The sequence below is a fragment of the Arthrobacter sp. RCC_34 genome, assembly GCF_041360795.1.
In the GTDB taxonomy this organism is placed as follows: Bacteria; Actinomycetota; Actinomycetes; order Actinomycetales; family Micrococcaceae; genus Arthrobacter_E.
In genome coordinates this window covers 592,420-611,745 of the sequence record NZ_JBFUPW010000001.1, presented here as the reverse complement: position 1 = coordinate 611,745, position 19,326 = coordinate 592,420, and the positions used below count along the sequence as shown (strand labels likewise).

The 19,326-nt window shown below is 70.6% G+C and carries 17 protein-coding genes; 4 read left to right on the top strand and 13 right to left on the bottom strand.

The window, feature by feature from the left end; all coding sequences use genetic code 11:
• Positions 1-140 precede the first annotated feature (140 nt).
• A complete protein-coding gene (locus AB6732_RS02900; RefSeq protein WP_370958137.1) occupies positions 141-596 on the bottom strand; it encodes an Lrp/AsnC family transcriptional regulator in 456 nt (151 codons plus the stop codon).
• 80 nt (positions 597-676) lie between these two features.
• Here AB6732_RS02900 and AB6732_RS02895 point away from each other — a divergent pair, with 80 nt between their 5' ends.
• Positions 677-1,372 (top strand): LysE family translocator, encoded by a 696-nt coding sequence (locus AB6732_RS02895; protein ID WP_370958135.1) that lies wholly within the window; start codon positions 677-679, stop codon positions 1,370-1,372.
• Positions 1,373-1,403: 31 nt separating this feature from the next.
• Here the strand turns inward: AB6732_RS02895 and AB6732_RS02890 are convergent, their stop codons facing one another.
• From AB6732_RS02890 to AB6732_RS02880, 3 genes are read right to left on the bottom strand one after another with little or no spacing between them, the layout of a single operon-like run.
• Entirely contained in the window at positions 1,404-2,699 is a 1,296-nt protein-coding gene (locus AB6732_RS02890) for a glycoside hydrolase family 3 N-terminal domain-containing protein (protein ID WP_370958133.1), read from the bottom strand.
• Between the two features lie 14 nt (positions 2,700-2,713).
• Positions 2,714-4,015, bottom strand: a complete 1,302-nt coding sequence (gene hemL, locus AB6732_RS02885; protein ID WP_370958131.1) for a glutamate-1-semialdehyde 2,1-aminomutase — start codon at positions 4,013-4,015, stop codon at positions 2,714-2,716.
• A gap of 38 nt (positions 4,016-4,053) precedes the next feature.
• A complete protein-coding gene (locus AB6732_RS02880; RefSeq protein ID WP_370958129.1) occupies positions 4,054-4,968 on the bottom strand; it encodes a LysR family transcriptional regulator in 915 nt (304 codons plus the stop codon).
• Positions 4,969-5,136: 168 nt separating this feature from the next.
• Between AB6732_RS02880 and AB6732_RS02875 the strand changes: the two genes are divergently transcribed.
• Together AB6732_RS02875 and AB6732_RS02870 are read left to right on the top strand one after the other, a co-directional pair.
• On the top strand, positions 5,137-6,528 hold the full coding sequence (locus AB6732_RS02875; RefSeq protein WP_370958127.1) for an MFS transporter: 1,392 nt from the start codon (positions 5,137-5,139) through the stop codon (positions 6,526-6,528).
• Complete coding sequence (locus tag AB6732_RS02870; protein WP_370958125.1) at positions 6,525-7,271, top strand: 3-hydroxybutyrate dehydrogenase; 747 nt, start codon at positions 6,525-6,527, stop codon at positions 7,269-7,271. Before AB6732_RS02875 ends, AB6732_RS02870 begins: the two co-directional genes overlap by 4 nt.
• A gap of 80 nt (positions 7,272-7,351) precedes the next feature.
• On the opposite strand, the gene AB6732_RS02865 is transcribed toward AB6732_RS02870, so the two are convergent.
• The 9 genes from AB6732_RS02865 to hemE form a co-directional block, all read right to left on the bottom strand.
• Positions 7,352-8,398: an LLM class flavin-dependent oxidoreductase gene (locus AB6732_RS02865; RefSeq protein ID WP_243874602.1), complete on the bottom strand. Its 1,047-nt coding sequence runs from the start codon at positions 8,396-8,398 to the stop codon at positions 7,352-7,354.
• A 28-nt stretch (positions 8,399-8,426) separates the two neighbouring features.
• The gene (locus tag AB6732_RS02860) at positions 8,427-10,055 is read right to left on the bottom strand and encodes a hypothetical protein (protein WP_370958122.1); all 1,629 of its coding nucleotides are present in this window, start codon (positions 10,053-10,055) and stop codon (positions 8,427-8,429) included.
• Positions 10,056-10,165: 110 nt separating this feature from the next.
• A complete protein-coding gene (hemB, locus tag AB6732_RS02855) occupies positions 10,166-11,143 on the bottom strand; it encodes a porphobilinogen synthase (RefSeq protein ID WP_370958120.1) in 978 nt (325 codons plus the stop codon).
• A gap of 18 nt (positions 11,144-11,161) precedes the next feature.
• Entirely contained in the window at positions 11,162-12,109 is a 948-nt protein-coding gene (locus AB6732_RS02850; RefSeq protein ID WP_370958118.1) for a uroporphyrinogen-III synthase, read from the bottom strand.
• Positions 12,093-13,067 carry a hydroxymethylbilane synthase gene (gene hemC, locus AB6732_RS02845; RefSeq protein ID WP_066211166.1) on the bottom strand — a complete coding sequence of 325 codons (975 nt, stop codon included), beginning with the start codon at positions 13,065-13,067 and terminating at the stop codon, positions 12,093-12,095. Before hemC ends, AB6732_RS02850 begins: the two co-directional genes overlap by 17 nt.
• Positions 13,068-13,111: 44 nt before the next feature.
• Positions 13,112-14,341, bottom strand: coding sequence for a ferrochelatase (locus tag AB6732_RS02840; protein ID WP_370958116.1), 1,230 nt, complete (start codon positions 14,339-14,341; stop codon positions 13,112-13,114).
• The gene (gene hemQ / locus AB6732_RS02835; protein WP_370958114.1) at positions 14,338-15,048 is read right to left on the bottom strand and encodes a hydrogen peroxide-dependent heme synthase; all 711 of its coding nucleotides are present in this window, start codon (positions 15,046-15,048) and stop codon (positions 14,338-14,340) included. The genes AB6732_RS02840 and hemQ overlap by 4 nt, the downstream gene beginning before the upstream one ends.
• Before the next feature lie 102 nt (positions 15,049-15,150).
• Positions 15,151-16,707: a protoporphyrinogen oxidase gene (hemG, locus tag AB6732_RS02830; protein WP_370958112.1), complete on the bottom strand. Its 1,557-nt coding sequence runs from the start codon at positions 16,705-16,707 to the stop codon at positions 15,151-15,153.
• A 7-nt stretch (positions 16,708-16,714) separates the two neighbouring features.
• Positions 16,715-17,791, bottom strand: coding sequence for a uroporphyrinogen decarboxylase (gene hemE, locus AB6732_RS02825; RefSeq protein ID WP_370958110.1), 1,077 nt, complete (start codon positions 17,789-17,791; stop codon positions 16,715-16,717).
• A 146-nt stretch (positions 17,792-17,937) separates the two neighbouring features.
• Here hemE and AB6732_RS02820 point away from each other — a divergent pair, with 146 nt between their 5' ends.
• Positions 17,938-19,326 carry a glutamyl-tRNA reductase gene (locus tag AB6732_RS02820; protein ID WP_370958108.1) on the top strand — a complete coding sequence of 463 codons (1,389 nt, stop codon included), beginning with the start codon at positions 17,938-17,940 and terminating at the stop codon, positions 19,324-19,326.

Sequence of the window (19,326 nt, the reverse complement as noted above, 5' to 3'; positions counted from 1 at the left end):
TCCCCCTTCGCGAGGGAACAGTTGAGGCCCCTACCCGAGCCGGGTAGGGGCCTCAGCTGTTCCCTCGCGGTGTCAGGGAGCAGACACGACGCGCGACGGCGTCGCTCACCTCCGCCGTCGCACGCGGAGACTCACGCGCCTCACAGCGGCAGGACGCCGGCGCCCTTCAGGTCCCGCATGACGATCGTGGAGCTGAGCTTGGCCACCCCGGGCAGGGCGGCGAGATGCGTGTCGTAGAGGTTCTGAAAACCGGCGAGGTCGGTGGCCACGCACTTCAGGAGGTAGTCGGGATCCCCGAACAGCCGGTACGCCTCGACGATCTGTTCCTCCGCCACCACGGCGTCCTCGAACGCCCGGATGGTCTCCTGAGACGTCTCCCGGAGCGTGACGAACACGAGGGCCCCGAAACCGAGTCCGACGCTCTGCAGATCCACCTCGGCGCGGTAGCCGCGGATGACACCGTCTGCCTCCAGATCCTTGAGCCGCCGATGGCACGGCGCCACGGTCAGCCCGACCTCCGCGGCCAGCGCTGTGGCCGTCATCCGGCCGTCCTTCTGGAGGCTGCGCAAAATACTTCTGTCAATGGCGTCGATCACGAGAAGAATCTATCGCAGATCGCGGGAATCCGCCGCAAAGTCGCGAGCACTTCTCGCGCAGATTTCCCTAGTCTTGCGCGATGGACTTCTCGCCGTTCCTGGGCTTCGCAGGCATCTCGCTGGCACTCGTCATGACTCCGGGCGCCGACTGGGCCTACACGATCGCGGCCGGTCTGCGGCGTTCGTCCCCGGTCCCGTCCGTGGCGGGCCTCTGCACGGGCTACGTACTGCACACGGCTCTGGTCACCGCCGGGCTCGGGGTGCTCCTGGCAGCCCGGCCGGACCTCGTGTCCTGGCTGTCCGTCGCGGGCGCCTTCTACCTCGCCTGGCTGGGCCTGAGCACGCTGCGGTCCTGGCGTTCGGCGCGGATCGAGTCCACCGGCCCGGCATCCTCGGGCGACCTTCCGACCCTCGACCAGAACGCGGGGACCTTCCCGTCCTTGCCCACGGCCGAGCGGCCGCGCCGCGGCCGGGAGTTCCTGGTGGGGCTGGGCACCAGCGGCATCAATCCGAAGGGCGTGCTCCTCTTCGCCGCGGTCATGCCGCAGTTCGTGACGCTGAGCTCGCCCCTTCCCGTGGCCGCGCAGACGACGGTGATGGGCCTGTCCCATGTGCTGATCTGCGTGCTCGTCTACGGGGCGGTGGCCTTCGCCGCCCGCCGTCTGCTGCGGAGCCGCCCCGGGCTGGCCCGCTCGGTCACCCTGGGCAGCGGACTCCTCATGCTGCTGATCTCCGTCGCTCTCCTCGTCGAGCAGGGCGGGCGCCTGCTCGCCTGACCGTCCGCCGGCCCGGCCCCGGCCGTCCGGATCAGGACGCGGACTTGGTCCGCACGACGAGCTGGGCGGCCGCCTCTGCCTTGGCACGGAATGCGGGATCAGCCTCCGCCCGGGCCACCACGGCGTCCAGCATCCGGCTCGCGGTCCAGCTGTTGGCGCACACCAGCAGCGACCCGCCGGCGTTGAAGAACCCGATCGCGCGGTCTTCCAGGCTCAGCGAGGACAGCTGCTTCGCCTCACAGAGGTCGTCCGACACGACGGCCCCGCGGAATCCGAGATCCTGGCGCAGCATGCCCTGGATGACCACGGGGGACATCGGCGCCATCCGTGCCGGATCGATCCGGTCGTAGGAGGCGTTGGACAGCATCACCCACCGGACACCCGACTGGACGGCTTGGCGGAACGGCTGGAGGGAGGGATCGTTCCGCGTGGTGACGGTGTCGTGCACGTCGGCGGCGACGTCGGTGTTGGCCGTGACCCTGCCAAGGCCTGGGAAGTGCTTCACCACAGGAGCCACGCCGGCCGAGCTCATCCCTTGGGCGAAGGCGTTCCCGGACGCCGCGATCGTCGCGGGATCGAAGCCGTAATTGCGCTGGTAGTGGCCGATCGGGATGTTCTGCGGCGCGAAATCGGCAGAGGGAACCACATCCAGCACCGGCGCCAGATCCATCGTCACTCCTGCCGACCGCAGTTCGCTCCCCCACTGCCGGGCGGCTGCCCTGAGGTCGGTGGGAGCCCACTGCCCCTGCTGCAGGGCGCTCGGAATGGCACTGAAGCCCGGGCCGCGCAGCACCTGGACCTGCCCGCCCTCCTGGTCGGTGGCGACGGCGGGCGGGATGACGGTCTGCGAGGACTGCACGGCGGCGCGCAGCTGAGCGACCACGGACGCCGTCGCGTCGACGCCGCCGGACGTCCTGCCGTTCAGATAGAAATTTCCCACGCCGGACTGCAGCGACGCCGCGGTCGCCCCGAGGTTGCTGCCGTCGGCCTTCGCCGAGACGAGGAACAGCTGGCCCATCCGCTGGCGCAGGCTGAGCGAGGCCAGGCCGGTGGGCGGCTTGGCGGGGCTGGTGCCGGGCGTGGCCGACGACGGCGCCGGGCTCGGAGTGCTGCGCGTCGGGGTGGGCGTCGGCGTCGGAGTAGGGGTCACCGAGCGGGTCGGCGACGGGCTGGCCGTCGCGCTGGCCCTGCCGGACGCCGTGGTGGAGCCCGGCGGATTCACCGGCTGCGCCTGGCACGCGCAGCCGGAGAGCACGCAGCCTGTGAGCACGAGGAGCAGGGCGGTGATGCCCGCTCCCCGGGCTTTTCTCAGGCTGCGCGCGCCCATGGTGAATCCTTTGATCAAGCCCCTGCGGCTGCCTTGGCCGCGGCGGGAAGTGCGGTGAAGATGCGGTCCATGGCGGCGTCGTCGTGGGCGGCGGAGAGGAACCAGGCTTCGAAGACGCTCGGCGGCAGGTAGATCCCGGAGTCGAGCATGGAGTGGAAGAACGGCGCGTAGCGGTGCGCTTCCTGGGCCTGCGCCTGGGCATAGTCGTGCACGCCGGTGGCGGACGTCCCGAAGGCCACAGAGAAGAGGTTCCCGGCGCGCTGGATCGAGTGGTCCACGCCCTCCGCGTCCAGTGCGGCCGAGAGGGCCGTGGACAGTTCCAGCGAACGGGCGTCCACCGTGGCATAGACCTCGGGCGTCGCGTGTGTCAGGGTGGCCACGCCTGCGGCCATCGCGACCGGGTTACCGGACAGGGTGCCCGCCTGGTAGACGGGGCCCAGAGGAGCGAGATAGTCCATGACCTCGGCGCGGCCGCCCAGAGCGGCCGTCGGCAGGCCACCGCCGATCACCTTGCCGAAGGTGAAGAGGTCGGGAGCCCAGCCCTCGGTGGCGCCGGTCAGGCCCCAGTACCCGGCCCAGCCGGTGCGGAAGCCGGTGAGGACCTCGTCCAGGATCAGCAGGGCGCCGTTCGCCTCGGTGATCCGGCGCAGGCCCGCATTGAAGCCCTCACCCGGGGTGACGACGCCCATATTGGCGGGCGCGGCTTCCGTGATAACCGCGGCGATGCGGCCCGGGTGTGCGGCGAAGGCTGCTTCGACGGCGGCGAGGTCGTTGTACGGGAGCACCAGGGTCTGCGACGCCGTGGCCTCCGTGACGCCCGCGCTGCCCGGCATCGCGAGGGTCGCCAGGCCGGAGCCGGCTGCGGCGAGGAGGGAGTCGACGTGGCCGTGGTAGCAGCCGGCGAACTTGATGACGAGCTCACGGCCGGTGAAGCCGCGGGCCAGGCGGATGGCGGTCATGGTCGCCTCGGTGCCGGTGGAGACCATGCGGATGCGCTCGACGGCGGGGACGCGCTGCATGACCAGTTCGGCCAAGCGGCCCTCGTCCTCAGTGGACGCTCCGAAGGAGAGGCCGCGGTCCACGGCCTGGTGCACGGCGTCCAGAACGGCGGGGTGCGCGTGGCCCAGGAGCGCGGGGCCCCAGGAGCAGACGAGGTCGACGTATTCCTGGCCGTCGGCGTCGTACAGGTAGGCGCCCTTCGCGCCCGCCATGAACCGAGGAGTGCCGCCGACCGAGCCGAACGCCCGGACGGGCGAGTTCACCCCACCGGGCATGAGTTGCTGGGCACGGGCAAAGAGCTCTTCGGAGTGGGTCATGACTCCATTCTCCCACTCCGGGAGGGCTCCACGCACGTTCAGGAGGCCCCTGGATCCGCCCGTCCCAGGAGCATTTCGCGCTCCTCCGCCATCCTGTTCCGGATGGCCGAGATGACCGCTGCGACGGCGGGCTGACGGAGCGCGTCGGCGCGGACCACCATCCAGTACGGGAGCTGTTCGCTGAACCGGTCCGGGAGGAGCCGGACCAGGTCCGGATGCCGGTCCGCCATGAAACAGGGCAGGAAGCCGATGCCCGCGCCGGCCCGCGTGGCCTCGACATGGACGAAGACGTTGGTGGACGTCAGGGCGTCCCGCATCTGCGGCGCGAGCCGGCGCGGGGCGTCGAGGTCGTCCACCTGGAGCATCGAATCGACGAAGTACACCAGGCCGTGCCGGGCGAAGTCCTCCTCGCACTCCGGCGTCCCGTGCCGGGCCAGGTAGTCGCGGGATGCGTACATGCCGAGCGTGTAGGCGCCCAGCGGGATGGCCTCCGCCCGGTGCACCTGCGGTTCGCCGACCACCACTTCGATGTCGACGCCGGAGCGCTGCTGCTGAGCACGGCGGGTCACGGTGACGAGCTCCACCGCAAGCCCGGGATGTGTCCTGCGCAGGACCGCGACCGCGGGCGCGGCGATGTAGGCGCTGAAGCCGTCCGTCGCGGTCATCCGGACCACCCCGGTCACCGGGTCCTCCGCCTCGGGCCCGAGGCGAGCGACGGCGTCGGCCACCTGGGAGGCGACGCCCACCGCCCGCTCCCCCAGCGGCGTGAGCTCCCAGCCGCCGGCCGAGCGGACCAGGACGCGACCTCCGAGCGACTTTTCCAGGGCGGCGATCTTGCGGGCCACCGTAGTGTGGTTCAGGCCCAGGGTTCCGGCGGCCACGGTGAACCGTCCGGAGCGGGAGACCTCCAGGAGGACCAGCAGCTGATCCGGCGAGGGTGACGGCGTCGTCATGGGCACCACCCTAAACCCGCCGGCCACCACCTGCTGTGCGATTTTGCACACGCACAGTGCGGCACTGGCCATTGATGCGGCAAATTCGCGCAGCGATACTGGCAGAGATCCAGTGATGCACATCACAACGCGGTGGTGCCGGCTCGCTGCAGACCCCGGAGGAACTCCATGAGCACCAGAGAACAACCCGCCGAAGCGGCCGCCGACCGTCCGCTCCTCACCCGCATCGTCTCCGCCTCCATGGCCGGGACCGTGGTGGAGTGGTACGATTTCTTCCTCTACGCCACGGCGTCGACGATCGTCTTCAACAAGATCCTGCTGCCGAAGATGGGCAACGAGTACGACGCCATCATCGCGGCGTTCATCACCTACGCCGTCGGCTTCATCGCGCGGCCCCTGGGTGGCGTGGTGTTCGGGCATCTCGGCGACCGCGTCGGCCGGAAGCAGACCCTGCAGATCACCATCATGATGATCGGGGTCGCGACGGTCCTGATGGGCTGTCTCCCGAGCTACCAGCAGATCGGGGTGTGGGCTCCCATCCTCCTGGTCGCGCTGCGCTTCATCCAGGGCCTCGCGCTGGGTGGCGAATGGGGCGGCGCGGTGCTCCTGGTCGCCGAACATGCCCCCGACGGACGGCGGGCGTTCTGGTCCTCCTGGCCTCAGGCCGCGGTGCCGCTCGGGAACGTGTTGGCCACCCTGGTCCTCTGGATCATGACCTCGGTCCTGACGCCGCCGGAATTCCTGGCGTGGGGCTGGCGCGTCGCGTTCTGGCTGTCCGCGGTGGTGGTCCTGGTCGGGTACTACATCCGGACCCGGATCACGGACGCCCCGGTGTTCCAGGAGGCCAAAGCGGAGATGGACCGCGAGAAGAACGCCGGGTTCGGGGTCTGGGAGGTCCTCCGCAAGTACCCCCGCGGCGTCCTCGTGGGCATGGGCCTGCGCTTCGCGGAGAACATCCTGTACTACCTCGTGGTGACCTTCTCCATCGTCTATCTCGGGACCGCCCTCAAGGTGAACACGGCGGAGATCCTCGGCATGATCGCCGTGGCGCACGTGTGCCACTTCATCGCCATCCCGCTCGTGGGGCGCCTCGCCGACCGTGTGGGACGGCGGCCCGTCTACCTCGCCGGCGCGATCCTCGGCGGCACCTGGGGCTTCTGGGCCTTCCCCGCCTTCGGCACGCGGAACACGTGGATCGTGGTGCTCACGATCATCGTCGGCCTGCTGTTCCACTCCCTGATGTACGCCGCACAACCGGCCATCATGGCGGAGATGTTCCCCACGCGGATGCGGTACTCGGGCGTCTCCATCGCCTATCAGGTGACCTCGATCGTGGCGGGCTCTCTCGCGCCTGTCCTGGCCACGGAATGGCTCAAGACCACCGGCTCGTGGTGGCCCACCGCCGTGTATCTCGCCGTGGCCGGCGTCATCACCCTGGTGGCGGCACTGTGTCTGCGCGAGACGCGCGGAATCTCGCTGCGGGCCCTCGACGCCGGAGCCGCGCCGGGCCGCGGGGTGTCCGCCGCCGTCGTCGGCCACCCGAAGGAGTCCCTGCGATGAGCGACGGCAGTCCACGGAAGGCGCTCGTCACAGGAGGGGCCTCGGGGATCGGGGCCGCCGTGGCCGCGGCCCTGGCCGACGCCGGGCTGCACGTGGTGGTGGCGGATCTCGACGGGGAAGCCGCGGAGGACGTGGCCGCACGGATCGGCGGGGAGGCATGGGCCGTCGATCTCCTGGACACCGCCCCGCTGGAGGCCCTGGAGCTGGACTGCGACGTCCTGGTCAACAACGCCGGGTTCCAGAAGGTCGCCCCGATCACCGAGTTCGACCCGGACACCTTCCGGCGGATCCAGCGGCTCATGGTGGAGGCGCCGTTCCTCCTGATCCGGGCCGCGCTCCCCGGGATGTACCGCCGGGGCTGGGGCCGGATCATCAACATCAGCTCGGTGCACGGGCTGCGCGCCTCGCCGTTCAAGAGCGCCTACGTGACCGCCAAACACGCCCTGGAGGGGCTGTCGAAGGCCACCGCGCTCGAAGGCGCGGCCCACGGCGTCACCTCGAACTGCCTGAATCCGGGATACGTCCGGACCCCGCTGGTCGAACAGCAGATCGCGGACCAGGCCACCGCGCACGGCATCACCCCCGCCGAGGTGCTGGAGAAGGTGATGCTGACCGAGATGGCGGTCAAACGCCTCGTGGAACCGGAGGAGGTCGCCTCGCTCGCGCGTTTCCTCGCCTCCGACGACGCCGCCATGGTCACCGGAGCGAGCTACACCATGGATGGCGGCTGGTCGGCGCGCTGACGCCCGGCTTTGATCTGCACGCGAGAACGGGCATTCCCCGGCGCCGGAACGCCGGGGAATGCCCGTTGTCAGGGTTGCTGCTAGGCCAGCATGTCGTTGACGAGCGGCGCGACCTGGGTTCCCAGCAGCTCGATGCTCTTGAGCATGGAGGCGTGCGGGAGCGTGCCGTTGGAGTACTTCAGATCGAAGCGCTGCATGCCGAGGTTCTTCTTGGCCGTGACGATCTTCCGGGCCACGGTCTCCGGCGAACCGACGTAGAGCGCGCCGTGCGCCGCGACCTGCTCGTTGAACTCGATGCGGCTCGCGGGACCCCAGCCACGCTCGGCGCCGATCTTGTTGCGGCTGGCGAGCCAGTGCGGGAAGAACTCCTCGCGGGCCTGCTCATCCGTCTCCGCCACGTGGCCCGGGGAGTGCACGGCGAGGGGCTGCCACTCCTTGCCCTGCTCCTCGAGCGACTTGTAGTACAGGTCCACGTACGGGCGGAAGCGGGCGGGATCGCCGCCGATGATCGCAAGCGTCATCGGGTAGCCGTAACTCGCGGCGCGCACCACCGACTGCGGGCTGCCGCCGACGCCGATCGACACGGGAAGCAGGCCGTCCGAGACCTGCGGGTACGCCATGAGCCCGCGGATCGGCCCGCGGGTGCGGCCCTCCCAGTGGATGGGCTTCTGCGAGCGGGCCTTGTCGAAGAGGGCGAGGCGTTCCTCGAACAGGAGCTCGTAGTCCTCGAGGTCGTAGCCGAAGAGCGGGAAGGACTCGATGAACGATCCGCGGCCCAGCACCACTTCGGCCCGTCCGCCGGAGATGGCGTTGAGGGTGGAGAAGCGCTGGAAGACGCGGATGGGGTCGTCGGAGGAGAGCACGGTGACGGCCGAGGAGAGGCGGATGTTCTCCGTCTTCCCGGCGATCGCGGCGAGGACCACCTCCGGCGCGGAGACCGCGAAGTCCTTGCGGTGGTGCTCCCCCACGCCGAAACCGAACAGACCCACCTGATCGGCCAGGACCCCTTCCTCCACCACATCGCGGAGGACTTCCTCATGAGACTTGGGCGTGCCGTCCTCGTGGAGGGTCACATCCCCGAAGGTGTCGACGCCGAGATGAACCGAGTGCGTGGAATCTGTATGCATATGCATGCAAACCGAGGGGGTGCCGGTTTCATTCCCGGCCGCGAGAGGGGCCGTCCGGGACGGGCCCGTCGTACTCCAGCTCCCGGATCTCGACGTCCCCGTTCCCCGCATCCCGCACGGCCAGGACAGGTCCGCGGGCACCGGGACGGTCCTCCGCCTGTTCCGCGGCTCGACGCTGAGGCCGCCAGGCAGTCAGTTCTGGCGTGCGCCAGGCCAGCAGGCCCATCAGCCAGGGCGCGCGCTCGAGGGCGGTTGGAATCCAGGCCGCCCCGGCCGAGATCACGGCGGCGAAACCACCGCCGAACAGGGGAAGGTACCACGGCAGGGTCATCCCTGAGGAGTATCCGGGCGCGGGCCCGGCTGCCGGGGGTGTCATCACAGGTTCGAACCACGAGATGGCGTTCACGAACGTCAGCTGAAGGATCACGAGCAGCACCGTCACGAGCACCGGAAGGGCGACGGCCCGTCCGGCCCGCCTCCGGCGTGCGCGGATCAGCTCCCAGCTCCGAGCCTGCCCCTCTCCGGCCCCGGACGGCCGGCCTTCGGACAGATCCCTTGCTGTCAAAGCCTCATCGGCGGCCCGCCGTCGCAGCCCCAGCACGACGACGAGACGAAGGACCGGGAACAAGGCGAGGACGCAGAGGCCGACGAGGAGCGGAACGACGGCCCCGCTGCTCGCCGTCCCGAAACCGACGGTGAAGGGAGGCGGGGTTTCCACGAGTGCGGTGAACGGTTCCGTCATGGTGGACCAGGTGATGATCCCGCCACCGAGCACCACCGCCGCCAGGGTGAATCCCAGGTACACGGGGTCGGCCAGGGGCAGCGCGACGCCGATAGCGCGGCCCGGCTCCTCCGGCTGCGACAGCACGAACGCCAGCGCCATGGCGGACACCGCCGTGGCGGCGACGGTGAACACCACGATGAGGGTCACTATGAGCCGCTTGGCTTCGTCGACGGCCACCTCCATCAGGCCCCGTTCCGGAGCCCGTGACCACTGGAGACGAGCGGTCAGCGCCGCCAGGAAGACCAGGAGGAAGATGGTGAGGGCGATCGACCACCAGCGCGTCTGCAGGGTGACTCCCAGACTCTGGGGAAGGTCGACGACAGGGGACCAGAAACCCAGCGCGGGGACGACGACGATCGCGGTGAACAGTCCCTCCCAGAACGCCCGTGCGACGATCGCCGACCGGGACCAGAGCTTTCCCTCGCTCCGGCAGGACCTCCGGTAGACGCCCCTCAGCCACCACCAGAGCACGAGGAGGTAGGTCATCACCAGGCCGGTGAGATGGATCTGTGAGTACGCGGAACCCTGCGCGATCTGAGGACCCTGGAACGTGACGTCGAGGCCTCCGCCGAGCAGGACTCCCGCCAGGACCAGCAGCGTCGTGGCCGCGGTCTCCGGATGTGACACGAACAGCGAGGCGTCGAGCGAGATGCCGGTGTAGGTCACCAGCATCAGCGCGAGAACGACGATCAGAAGCACACCCGACACCACTGAGGAGAGGAGCACCACCGGCACGATCGTCAGGAGCGTTCTCAAGCCACTGGGCGAGAACACCGCCTGGCCCTGAGCGCGCAGGACCTCGATCCAGGACTCCTCCGGCTCCCTCGTGACGGCCTTCGTCCAGGCCCTGCCAGCCGTGCGCTCCACACCCATCGACGTCCCCCTCGCCCTCGGCGCCACGGCCGATCCGGGACGCCAAGCCATGTGCGCCGCGCCGGGACGCCGTCTCAGACGTCCCGGATGCCCGGGATCATCCGCCGGGTTCAGCCCCGGCGCAGCCACCCGGCCAGCTCACTGGCCCAGTACGTCAGGATCATATCGGCACCGGCCCGCTTGATGCTCAGGACGGACTCCATGATCGCCGCGTCGCGGTTGATCCAGCCGTTGGCTGCCGCGGCCTCGATCATCGCGTACTCACCGGAGATCTGGTAGGCCGCGACGGGCACCGGGCTCATCGCGGCGACGTCCGCCAGGATGTCCAGGTAGCTCATCGCCGGCTTGACCATGACCATGTCCGCGCCCTCGTCGAGATCCAGCTGGACCTCGAGCAGCGCTTCGCGGCGGTTGGCGGCGTCCATCTGGTAGGTCCGGCGGTCGCCCTGCAGCTGGGAATCCACCGCTTCACGGAACGGGCCGTAGAACGCAGAGGCGTACTTCGCGGCGTAAGCGAGGATCGAGACGTCCTGGAACCCGGCGGCGTCCAGCGCGGAGCGCATCGGGGCGATCTGGCCGTCCATCATTCCGGACGGGCCGAGGACGTGTGCCCCGGCCTCGGCCTGCGCCACGGCCATCCGCGCGTAGATCTCAACCGTGCGGTCGTTATCCACGCGGCCCTCGGCGTCGAGCACGCCGCAGTGGCCGTGGTCGGTGAACTCATCCAGGCACACGTCGCTCATGACCACCAGATCGTCGCCGACTTCGGCGCGCACGTCGCGGATGGCCTTGTTGAGCACACCCTCGGGGTCGAGGCTCGCGGTGCCCTCGGCGTCGCGCACCGCCGGCACGCCGAACAGCATGATGCCGCCCACGCCCAGCTCCACGGCCTCGGCAGCCGCTCGCTTGAGCGAGTCGGTGGTGTGCTGCACGACGCCGGGCATCGAGGTGATCGGCGCGGGCTCGCTGAGGTCTTCGCGGATGAACGCGGGCAGGATGAGCTCGGACGGCGCCAGGCGGTGCTCGGCGACCAGACGGCGCAGAGCAGGGGTGGTCCGGAGACGGCGGGGGCGGTGGTGGAGTTCCATGGGTTCTTCTCCTGAATGTCAGTCGTGCAGCGCCGCGATGACGGCGTCGACGATTCCCTGGGGTGTGGGGGTGGCCGCCACGGCGGCCACGGTGAGGCCGAGGCGCTCCGCCTCGGCCGCGGTGCTCGGTCCGATCGCCACGAACCGGGCCTGGAGGGCGTCGCCAAAACGCTCCACGACGGCACGTGCGGCACTCGGCGAGGCCGCGATGACGGCGTCGAGTCGCCCGTGTGCATCGGCTTCCCGGGCCTGTTCCGGGCTGAGCACTGCGAACGAAGAGGCGCTCGGCGCACCGGTCACGCTGCGGCCGAGCTCGACCGTGAGCCGGCGTTCCGGCCGGGCGGGGGCGTCCACCGTGTGATAGGCCGTGACGGTGTCCACGGTGTTCCCGGCGGCCCGGAGCCCTTCCGAGAGCACCGTGCCTGCGATGTCGGCCTGCGGCAGGAGGATCCGGTGACCCTGCCCGGTCCAGAGCGCCAGGAGTCCGTCCGCGGACTGCTGGTCCTCCGGGGCGAGTGCCACGGCGAGGCCCAGCCGTTCCAGGATGACGCGCGAGGTGGGCCCGATGGTCGCGACCCGCACCGGAGCCCCGGCGAGAGCCTTCCAGCGCTCACTGCCCGCGTACTGCACGAGCGCCCGGACCGTCGTGATGCTGCTGACCACGAGCCAGTCGTACTCCCCCGCGATCACACGGTCCACGGCGTCGACCACCGCGGACGGATCGTCCACGGCCTCGAAGTCGATGAGGGGCAGCAGCGCCGGCTGGGCGCCGTGCACCTTCAGCGCCTGGTTCATGCTCGTCGCCCGGTCCGGAGAACGGGTCAGGAGCACCGTGCGGCCCGCGAGCGGCAGACCCCGGGGATCCAGACCGAGGCGTTCCCGCTCGGCCCGGATGTCCTGGTCCTCCAGGTCGGTGGACGCCTGCGGGAAACCCCCGGCAGAGGGCCACTCAGCCGAGGTCGGCAAAGTCCGCCACCCCGGCGTCGAGAAGTTCCTCGGCCAGTTCGATCCCCAGGAGGGTCGCCCCCACTTCGGTGAAGACGTCCGTCGCCTTGGAACGGCGCTCGTGCCGGGTGCCGTCCGGCGCGCAGACCACGGCCTGCAAGTGCAGGAAGCTGCCCTTGCGGAATGCGTGGGCGCCGACGGGAGCGGCACAGCCGGCTTCGAGGCGCGCCAGCAGCGCCCGTTCGGCGGTGACGGCGAGGCGGGAGTCGGCGTCGTCGATCGCGGCGAGGGCCTGCGCCAGGACATCCGGCGCCGCGGCCTGCGAGAGGTCCTGCGGCGCGTCCGCGCTGCGGGTCTCCACGGCCAGGGCGCCCTGCCCGGGGGCGGGGAGCATGACGGATGTCTCGAGGTACTCGCTGATGACGTCCGTGCGGCCCAGGCGCTTCAGCCCGGAGGCCGCGAGCACCACGGCGTCCAGGTCACCGGGGGCGTCCGCCGCGTTGCCCGGAAGTCCCGGGACGCGGCCCAGGCGGGTGTCGACGTTACCGCGGATGTCCACGATCTCCAGATCCGGGCGGGTCAGCAAGAGCTGGGCCGCGCGGCGCGGGGAACCCGTGCCGACCCTCGAGCCGATGGGCAGGGTCTCCAGCGTGAGGCCGTCCCGCGCGCAGAGCGCGTCACGGACATCCTCACGCGCCGGGACCGCCGCGATCGTCAGGCCCGGGACCGCCGCCGTCGGGAGGTCCTTGAGCGAATGGACGGCCACATCGCAGCGTTCCACCAGCAGCGCGTCGCGCAGCGCGACGGCGAACACCCCGGTGCCGCCCATCTGCGACAGCGGGCCGGTGAGGACGTCGCCGTCGGTCTTGATGCGGATCAGTTCCGTCTCAAAACCGCCGACCGCGGCCAGCTGATCTGCGGTGTGCTGGGACTGTGTGACAGCCAGCTGGCTCCCACGCGTTCCGATGCGGACGCCCATGCTCTTCTCTTCCTCCCTGTCCCGGTGTCCCGGGGTGATGCGGCTCAGGCCGGGTATGCGTCGTGCGTGGTGCCGAGAGTGACACCGGCTTCGGCGATCACCGGCTTGGCGCCACGGAAGTTCTCGCAGCAGCCGGGACGGCAGATGTCGTACCAGGCGCCGAGGTCCGTGACGTGCGGGCGGTCGGCGATGTTCTGCGCCACCGTCCGCTCGCTGATCAGGTCCACGAGGCCGGCCACGAACGTGCCGTGCGTGCCGGGGGTCGGCACGCGGACTGCTTCGACGCCGAGTTCCTTGCAGGTCTCCAGCGCCTCGGTGTCCAGATCCCAGGCGACCTCCATGTGGTCACTCACGAAGCCGAGGGGAACGATCACGGCGCCCTTGACGCCCTGCGGAGCGATCTCCTGCAGGTGGTCGTTGATGTCCGGCTCGAGCCACGGCACGTGCGGGGCGCCGGACCGGGACTGGTACACCAGATCCCAGGCGACCTCGGGGGCCACGACGGCCATGATGGCGCGGGCGGCGGCCAGGTGCTGAGCCACGTAGGCGGAACCGCCCTCGAAATCGCGGGGCTCGTCCGCGCTGCGGCCGGCGGCCTCGGCGTCACGGGTGGGGATGGAGTGCGTGGCGAAGAGGACGCGGATCTCCGAGTCCCGGGAGCCGTCCTCGGCTTCCAGCGCGACGCGGATCTTCTGCAGGCCCTCGAGCGTGCCCTCGACGAACGGGAGGATGAATCCCGGGTGGTCGAAGTACTGGCGGACCTTGTCCACCTGCAGCTTGCCGTCCAGGCCGGTCTCGGTGAGCGCGAGGCCGATGTCCTCGCGGTACTGGCGGCAGCTGGAGTAGCAGGAGTATGCGCTCGTGGTGATCATGAGGACGCGGCGGTGGCCGTCGTCGTACATCTGCTGGAGCGTCTGCGGGATGTAGGGGTCCCAGTTCCGGTTTCCCCAGTAGAGCGGCAGGGCGAGGCCGCGGGCCGAGAGCTCGGACTCGATGGCCGCCTTCAGCTCACGGTTCTGCTGGTTGATGGGGCTTACGCCGCCGAAGGCGCGGTAGTGGTGGCTGACCTCTTCGAGGCGCTCGTCCGGGATGCCGCGGCCGCGGGTGACGTTCCGCAGGAAGGGGATCACGTCGTCCTGGCCCTCCGGGCCGCCGAAGGAGGCGAGGAGGACGGCATCGTACTCGGCCGGGGCCATGCGGCCGCGGTCGGTGACGGTGTTCGGTTCGGTGCTGATGTGCAGCGCCTCGAGGGCGGCGTCGACTGGGGTGCTCATGCAAGGACCTCGGCAATCTGGGCCGCCGGGATGCGACGACCGGTGTAGAACGGGATTTCTTCGCGGACGTGGTTGCGGGCCTCGCTGTGACGCAGGTGGCGCATCAGGTCCACCAGGTCCACCAGCTCCGGCGCTTCGAGGGCCAGGATCCACTCCCAGTCACCCAGGGCGAAGGATGCCACGGTGTTGGACTGGACCTGCGGGAACTCGCGGCCGAGCAGGCCGTGCTCGCGGAGCATCTGGCCGCGCTCCTCCGCGGGGAGGATGTACCACTCGTAGGAGCGGACGAACGGGTACACGCACAGCCACTCCTCGGCGGGGACGCCGCGGGAGAAAGCGGGGGTGTGGCTCTTGGCGAACTCGGCGTCGCGGTGCACGCCCATGGCGGAGAACGCCAGCTCGGTGCCGGCGAACAGCTCGGTGCGGCGGATGCGGCGCAGCGCGGCCTGGAGTTCCTCCGGCTTGGCGCCGTGCAGCCAGAGCATGACGTCGGCCTCGGCTCGCATGCCGGAGACGTCGTAGGCGCCGCGGAGGGTCACCTGCTGGTCCGAGAGCGAGTCGATGAGGGTCTCGAATGCGGCCACCGCGCTCTCGGCCCGCTCCACGGTGCCGGTGCGCTTGAAGACGGCCCAGAGGGTGAAGAACTCGTTGCCGCCGCCCTGGGGCTCCGGCGCCCCGGCGTGGTGTCCTGCTGCTGCGTGGCTCATGCTGCTGTGTCCTCCTGCATCGGAAGTGATCGGATGTCCGTCTCCGCTGTGTACTTCGGTACTTCTTCGGTACTTCTTTTGACTTCTACGATATGTAGAATTCTAGGCCCGTGAGGGCCCCTGCCCGGAACCGGACCCGGCTCCGGTGAAAATCTTGAGCGTGTCCGCGACCACGGCGGCGAGGCCGGTTCCCGCAAGCCATGCTCCCACGACGTCGAGTCCCGGCTCCGCGGCGCACAGCTCCCGGACGGCCGCGACGCGTTGCCGGTGCCCGACCGCCGCGAACGGCAGCGCCCCGGACCAGCGGACCACGTCGTAATCCAGCACATCGTCCGCGGCGAGGGGCACACCCAGCAGCTCGGACGCATCGGCCAGGGCCGCCTGGAAGAGCTCCTCGTCGCTCTCGGGGGCGGCGCCGACTGCGGAGCTCTCGGTATTCTGGCCCGGCGCGCCGTCCTGACGGCCATAGCTGAGACGCAGCACATGCACGCCCGGCCCGGCGGCCTCGGCCAGCCAGGGCCATTTCGCCGTCGCGTGGGTGAGCGCCTTCGCCTGCACGCCCTGTGTCTGGGGCGCCACGAGGATGCCGGTGCCGCGGGGGCGGGCGTCCAGCTCGGGCTGATCGACCACGAGGGTCACGAGCTTGATCTGTGCCCCCGGCTCGGGACGATGCGCTGCGAGAGCGGGCACCTGGGAGGCGAGCAGCTCGACGGCGGCGGGGCCGTCCAGCGCCACGACCAGGTGCTCGGCGCGCAGCGTCTCCACCGCGCCGTCGTGCTCGACCGGAATGGTCCAGACGCCGTCGGCGTCCCGGCTGACGGGCCGCGCCGCGGCGGAGGTCAGCACGCGGGCGCCGGCCTCCCGGACATGGGCCTCCAGCGTTTCCACGAGCCGGTGCATACCGCCACGGAGACCCGCGACGGCGGACCCCGCACGGCGCGGCGCTCCGTTCCGGTCCGCGTCCCCGGGGACCGTCCGGGCCGACTGCCGCTGAGCGAGGACGGCCGCGCCGAGCGATCCGTGTTCCCTCATCCGCTTCCGCAGGCCGGGAGCCACCATGTCCACATCGAGCAGGCCCGGATCGGCGGCGTGGACTCCGCCCACCACCGGTTCGACCAAGCGCTTCAGCACCCGTCGGCCCTGCCGCAGCCTGACGAGCCGGGCCACGCTGCTGACGTCCGCGCCCGCGCCGAGATTCCCGGGCAGGACCCGGTCGAGGCTCGCCCGCAGCGATCCGGCCCAGCCGAGCGTGCGGCGGACCTCCTCGTCCCAGGGGTCGGCCGGGATGCCGAGGACGCCGGTCTTCGGGAGTTCGCGCGGCCCTTGGGGAAGCCTCACCCACGCACCCGACGGATGCGGCGCGACCACGTCCTGGTCGAGTCCCAGGTCCTTGAGCAAAGCAGGGATGGCGTCGCCACGGGTCGCGAAGGACTCCGCACCCGAGTCGAGTGTCAGCCCGCCCACCGTGTGCGAGCGAACCGCGCCGCCCAGCACGGGCCGCGCCTCCACGAGGGTGACGGCGACGCCGTCGGCGCTCAGCCGGTACGCGGCCAGCAGCCCCGACACTCCCCCGCCGACGACGACGGCGCGCCGCACCCCGGCGGGCGCGGTCACCGGAGCCGGGCCGTGGCCCTGCTGTGGCTGGGTGGGCTGGGACATGGCGGGCTCAGTACCCGATCGAGTGGATGAGCTCGACCACGCGGGTGAGCACTGCGGGATCCGTCTCCGGGGGAACCCCGTGACCGAGGTTGACCACGTGGCCCGGGGCCGAGGCGCCCGCCGCGATGACCTCGCGGACGTGGGCTTCCAGGACCTCCCACGGGGCGGGCAGCAGGGCAGGGTCGATGTTGCCCTGCAGCGGGACCGCGCCCCCGAGGCGGCGGTTGGCCTCGTCGAGGGGCAGACGGTAGTCGACGCCCATGACGTCCACACCGACCCCGTGCATGGCGGGCAGCAGCTCGGAGGTCCCGGTGCCGAAGTGGATCAGCGGGGCGCCGAGGCCGCGGACCGCGTCCAATGCCCGGGCGGACGCGGGGGCGACGTAGCGCTCATAGTCGGCCAGACCGAGGGAGCCGGCCCAGGAGTCGAACAGCTGCGCGGCGGAGGCGCCGGCTTCGAGCTGCGCCTGAAGGAAGAGACCCGAGGCGTCGGCGGCCCAGGCGGCCAGTGCCTTCCAGGTCTCGGGGTCGGCGTGCATCATCGTCCGGGGGCCGAGGTGGTCGCGGGACGGGCGGCCTTCCACCATGTAGGCGGCCAGGGTGAACGGAGCGCCCGCGAAACCGATCAGCGGAGTGCTGCCCAGTTCCTCGACGGTGAGGCGGACGGCCTGGCGGATGGGCTCGAGCGCCTCCCAGGTGAGCTTCGGCAGGGCGGCGACGTCCGCCGCGGTGCGGACCGGGTTCTCCAGCACCGGACCGACGCCGGGGACGATGTCCACTCCCACGCCCGCGAGCTTGAGCGGGATGACAATGTCGGAGAAGAAGATGCCGGCGTCGACGTCGTGGCGGCGCACGGGCTGCAGCGTGATCTCGGCGGCGAGTTCAGGCTTGAGGCAGGAGTCCAGCATGGAGATCCCCTGGCGGGCCTCGCGGTATTCGGGCAGCGAGCGGCCGGCCTGGCGCATGAACCACACGGGCCGGCGGGTGGGCTTGCCCCCGCGGTACGCGGTGATCAGCGGGGAATCCGACGTGGCGCCGGTGACCAGAGGGTGGGCAGCCGGGAGGGCCTGGAGCATGGAAGGCATATCTTGATTGTGCCTATCTTCGGGGCCGCAACTTGACGACACTTCGTCACTGACACTGTGTCAGTGATTTCCGCGCCATTACTGGGATCCGCGGATTCGCGGCCGGTTTTTCTACAAAGGTGCGAAGAGCATAAGATGGTGCCACTGTGGTGCTCTTTTCACTCACGGCGACCCACGCCGATCTGAACCTTGAAACCGTTGCTCGGCTGAGCAAGGGCGCTTCCGCCGTCGCCTCGCGGAGCGCCATGTCGCCGCCCCTGCCCGCCCGGTCCGGTGACGCCGCTGAGGACCTCGCCCTGAACGGCTCCGTGGTGCTCGCGACGTGCAACCGCTTCGAGATCTACGCCGAAGCCGCCACCGAACGCGGCCTGGAAGCCGCGCGTGACGAACTTCTCAAGAACATCACCACGCAGAGCGGCCTGGACGTGGCCACCGTCTCCCAGGCCCTGACGCTCCGCCGCGGCCCCGAAGTGGCCCGCCACCTCTTCTCGGTCGGCGCCGGGCTCGACTCCGCCGTCGTCGGCGAACGCGAGATCGCAGGCCAGGTGCGCCGAGCCCTCATCACCGCCCAGGATTCCGGCACCGCGAGCCCCGGTCTGGTGCGCCTCTTCCAGGCCGCCAGCCGCACAGCGAAGGAGGTCGGCACCCGCACCGCCCTGGGCAGCCGCGGCCTCTCGATCGTCTCCGTGGCTCTCGAGCTGGCCACCGAGCTGTCCGTGGACCGCGACTGGCAGAACACCCGCGTGGTCCTCTTCGGCACCGGCGCCTACGCCGGAGCCACCATGGCCCTGCTCCGCGAACGCGGCTGCACCCAGGTGAGCGTCTTCTCCGGCTCCGGCCGGGCGGGCGAGTTCGTGGCGGCCCGTGGCGGCACCGCGCTCGACGCGGACAATCTGTCCGCCGCGATCGCCGAGGCCGACGTCCTGATCGGCTGCAGCGGTTCGGACCGCAGGGTGTCCGCCGAAGAGCTCGCCGAGGTCCGCGGCCCTGAGCCCAAGCCCTTGATCGTGATCGATCTGGCGCTCAGCCGCGACTTCGACCCCGCCGTGGATGAGCTCGACGGCGTGGAACTCCTCACGCTGGAATCCGTGCGGCTCGCCGCGCCTGAGGAAGCCGCCGAATCCCTGGCCGAGGCCACGCGGATCGTTGACTCCGCCGCCCATGAATTCGAAGCGGAGCGTCGCTCCCGGAGCGTGGACTCCGCCATCGTGGCGCTGCGCCGCCACACCATGTCCGTGCTCGACTCCGAGATGGAGCGCGTGCGGGCCCGGCACGGCTGCACCGCCGCCGCCGAGGAGGTGGAGTTCGCGCTGCGCCGCATGGTCAAGCAGCTCCTGCACACCCCCATGGTCCGCGGCCGCGAACTCGCCGCCGCCGGCCTGCAGGAACAGTACGTGAACGCCATCGAGGCGCTCTACGGCATCGACGTCGCCGAGCCGCAGCCTGCCGCGTCCGAGGCCGGCTGCCCGGCTCACGAGGTGCCGACGCATGAGATGTCCGTGCACGAGGACACCGCGCAGGACCTCAGCGCCTGA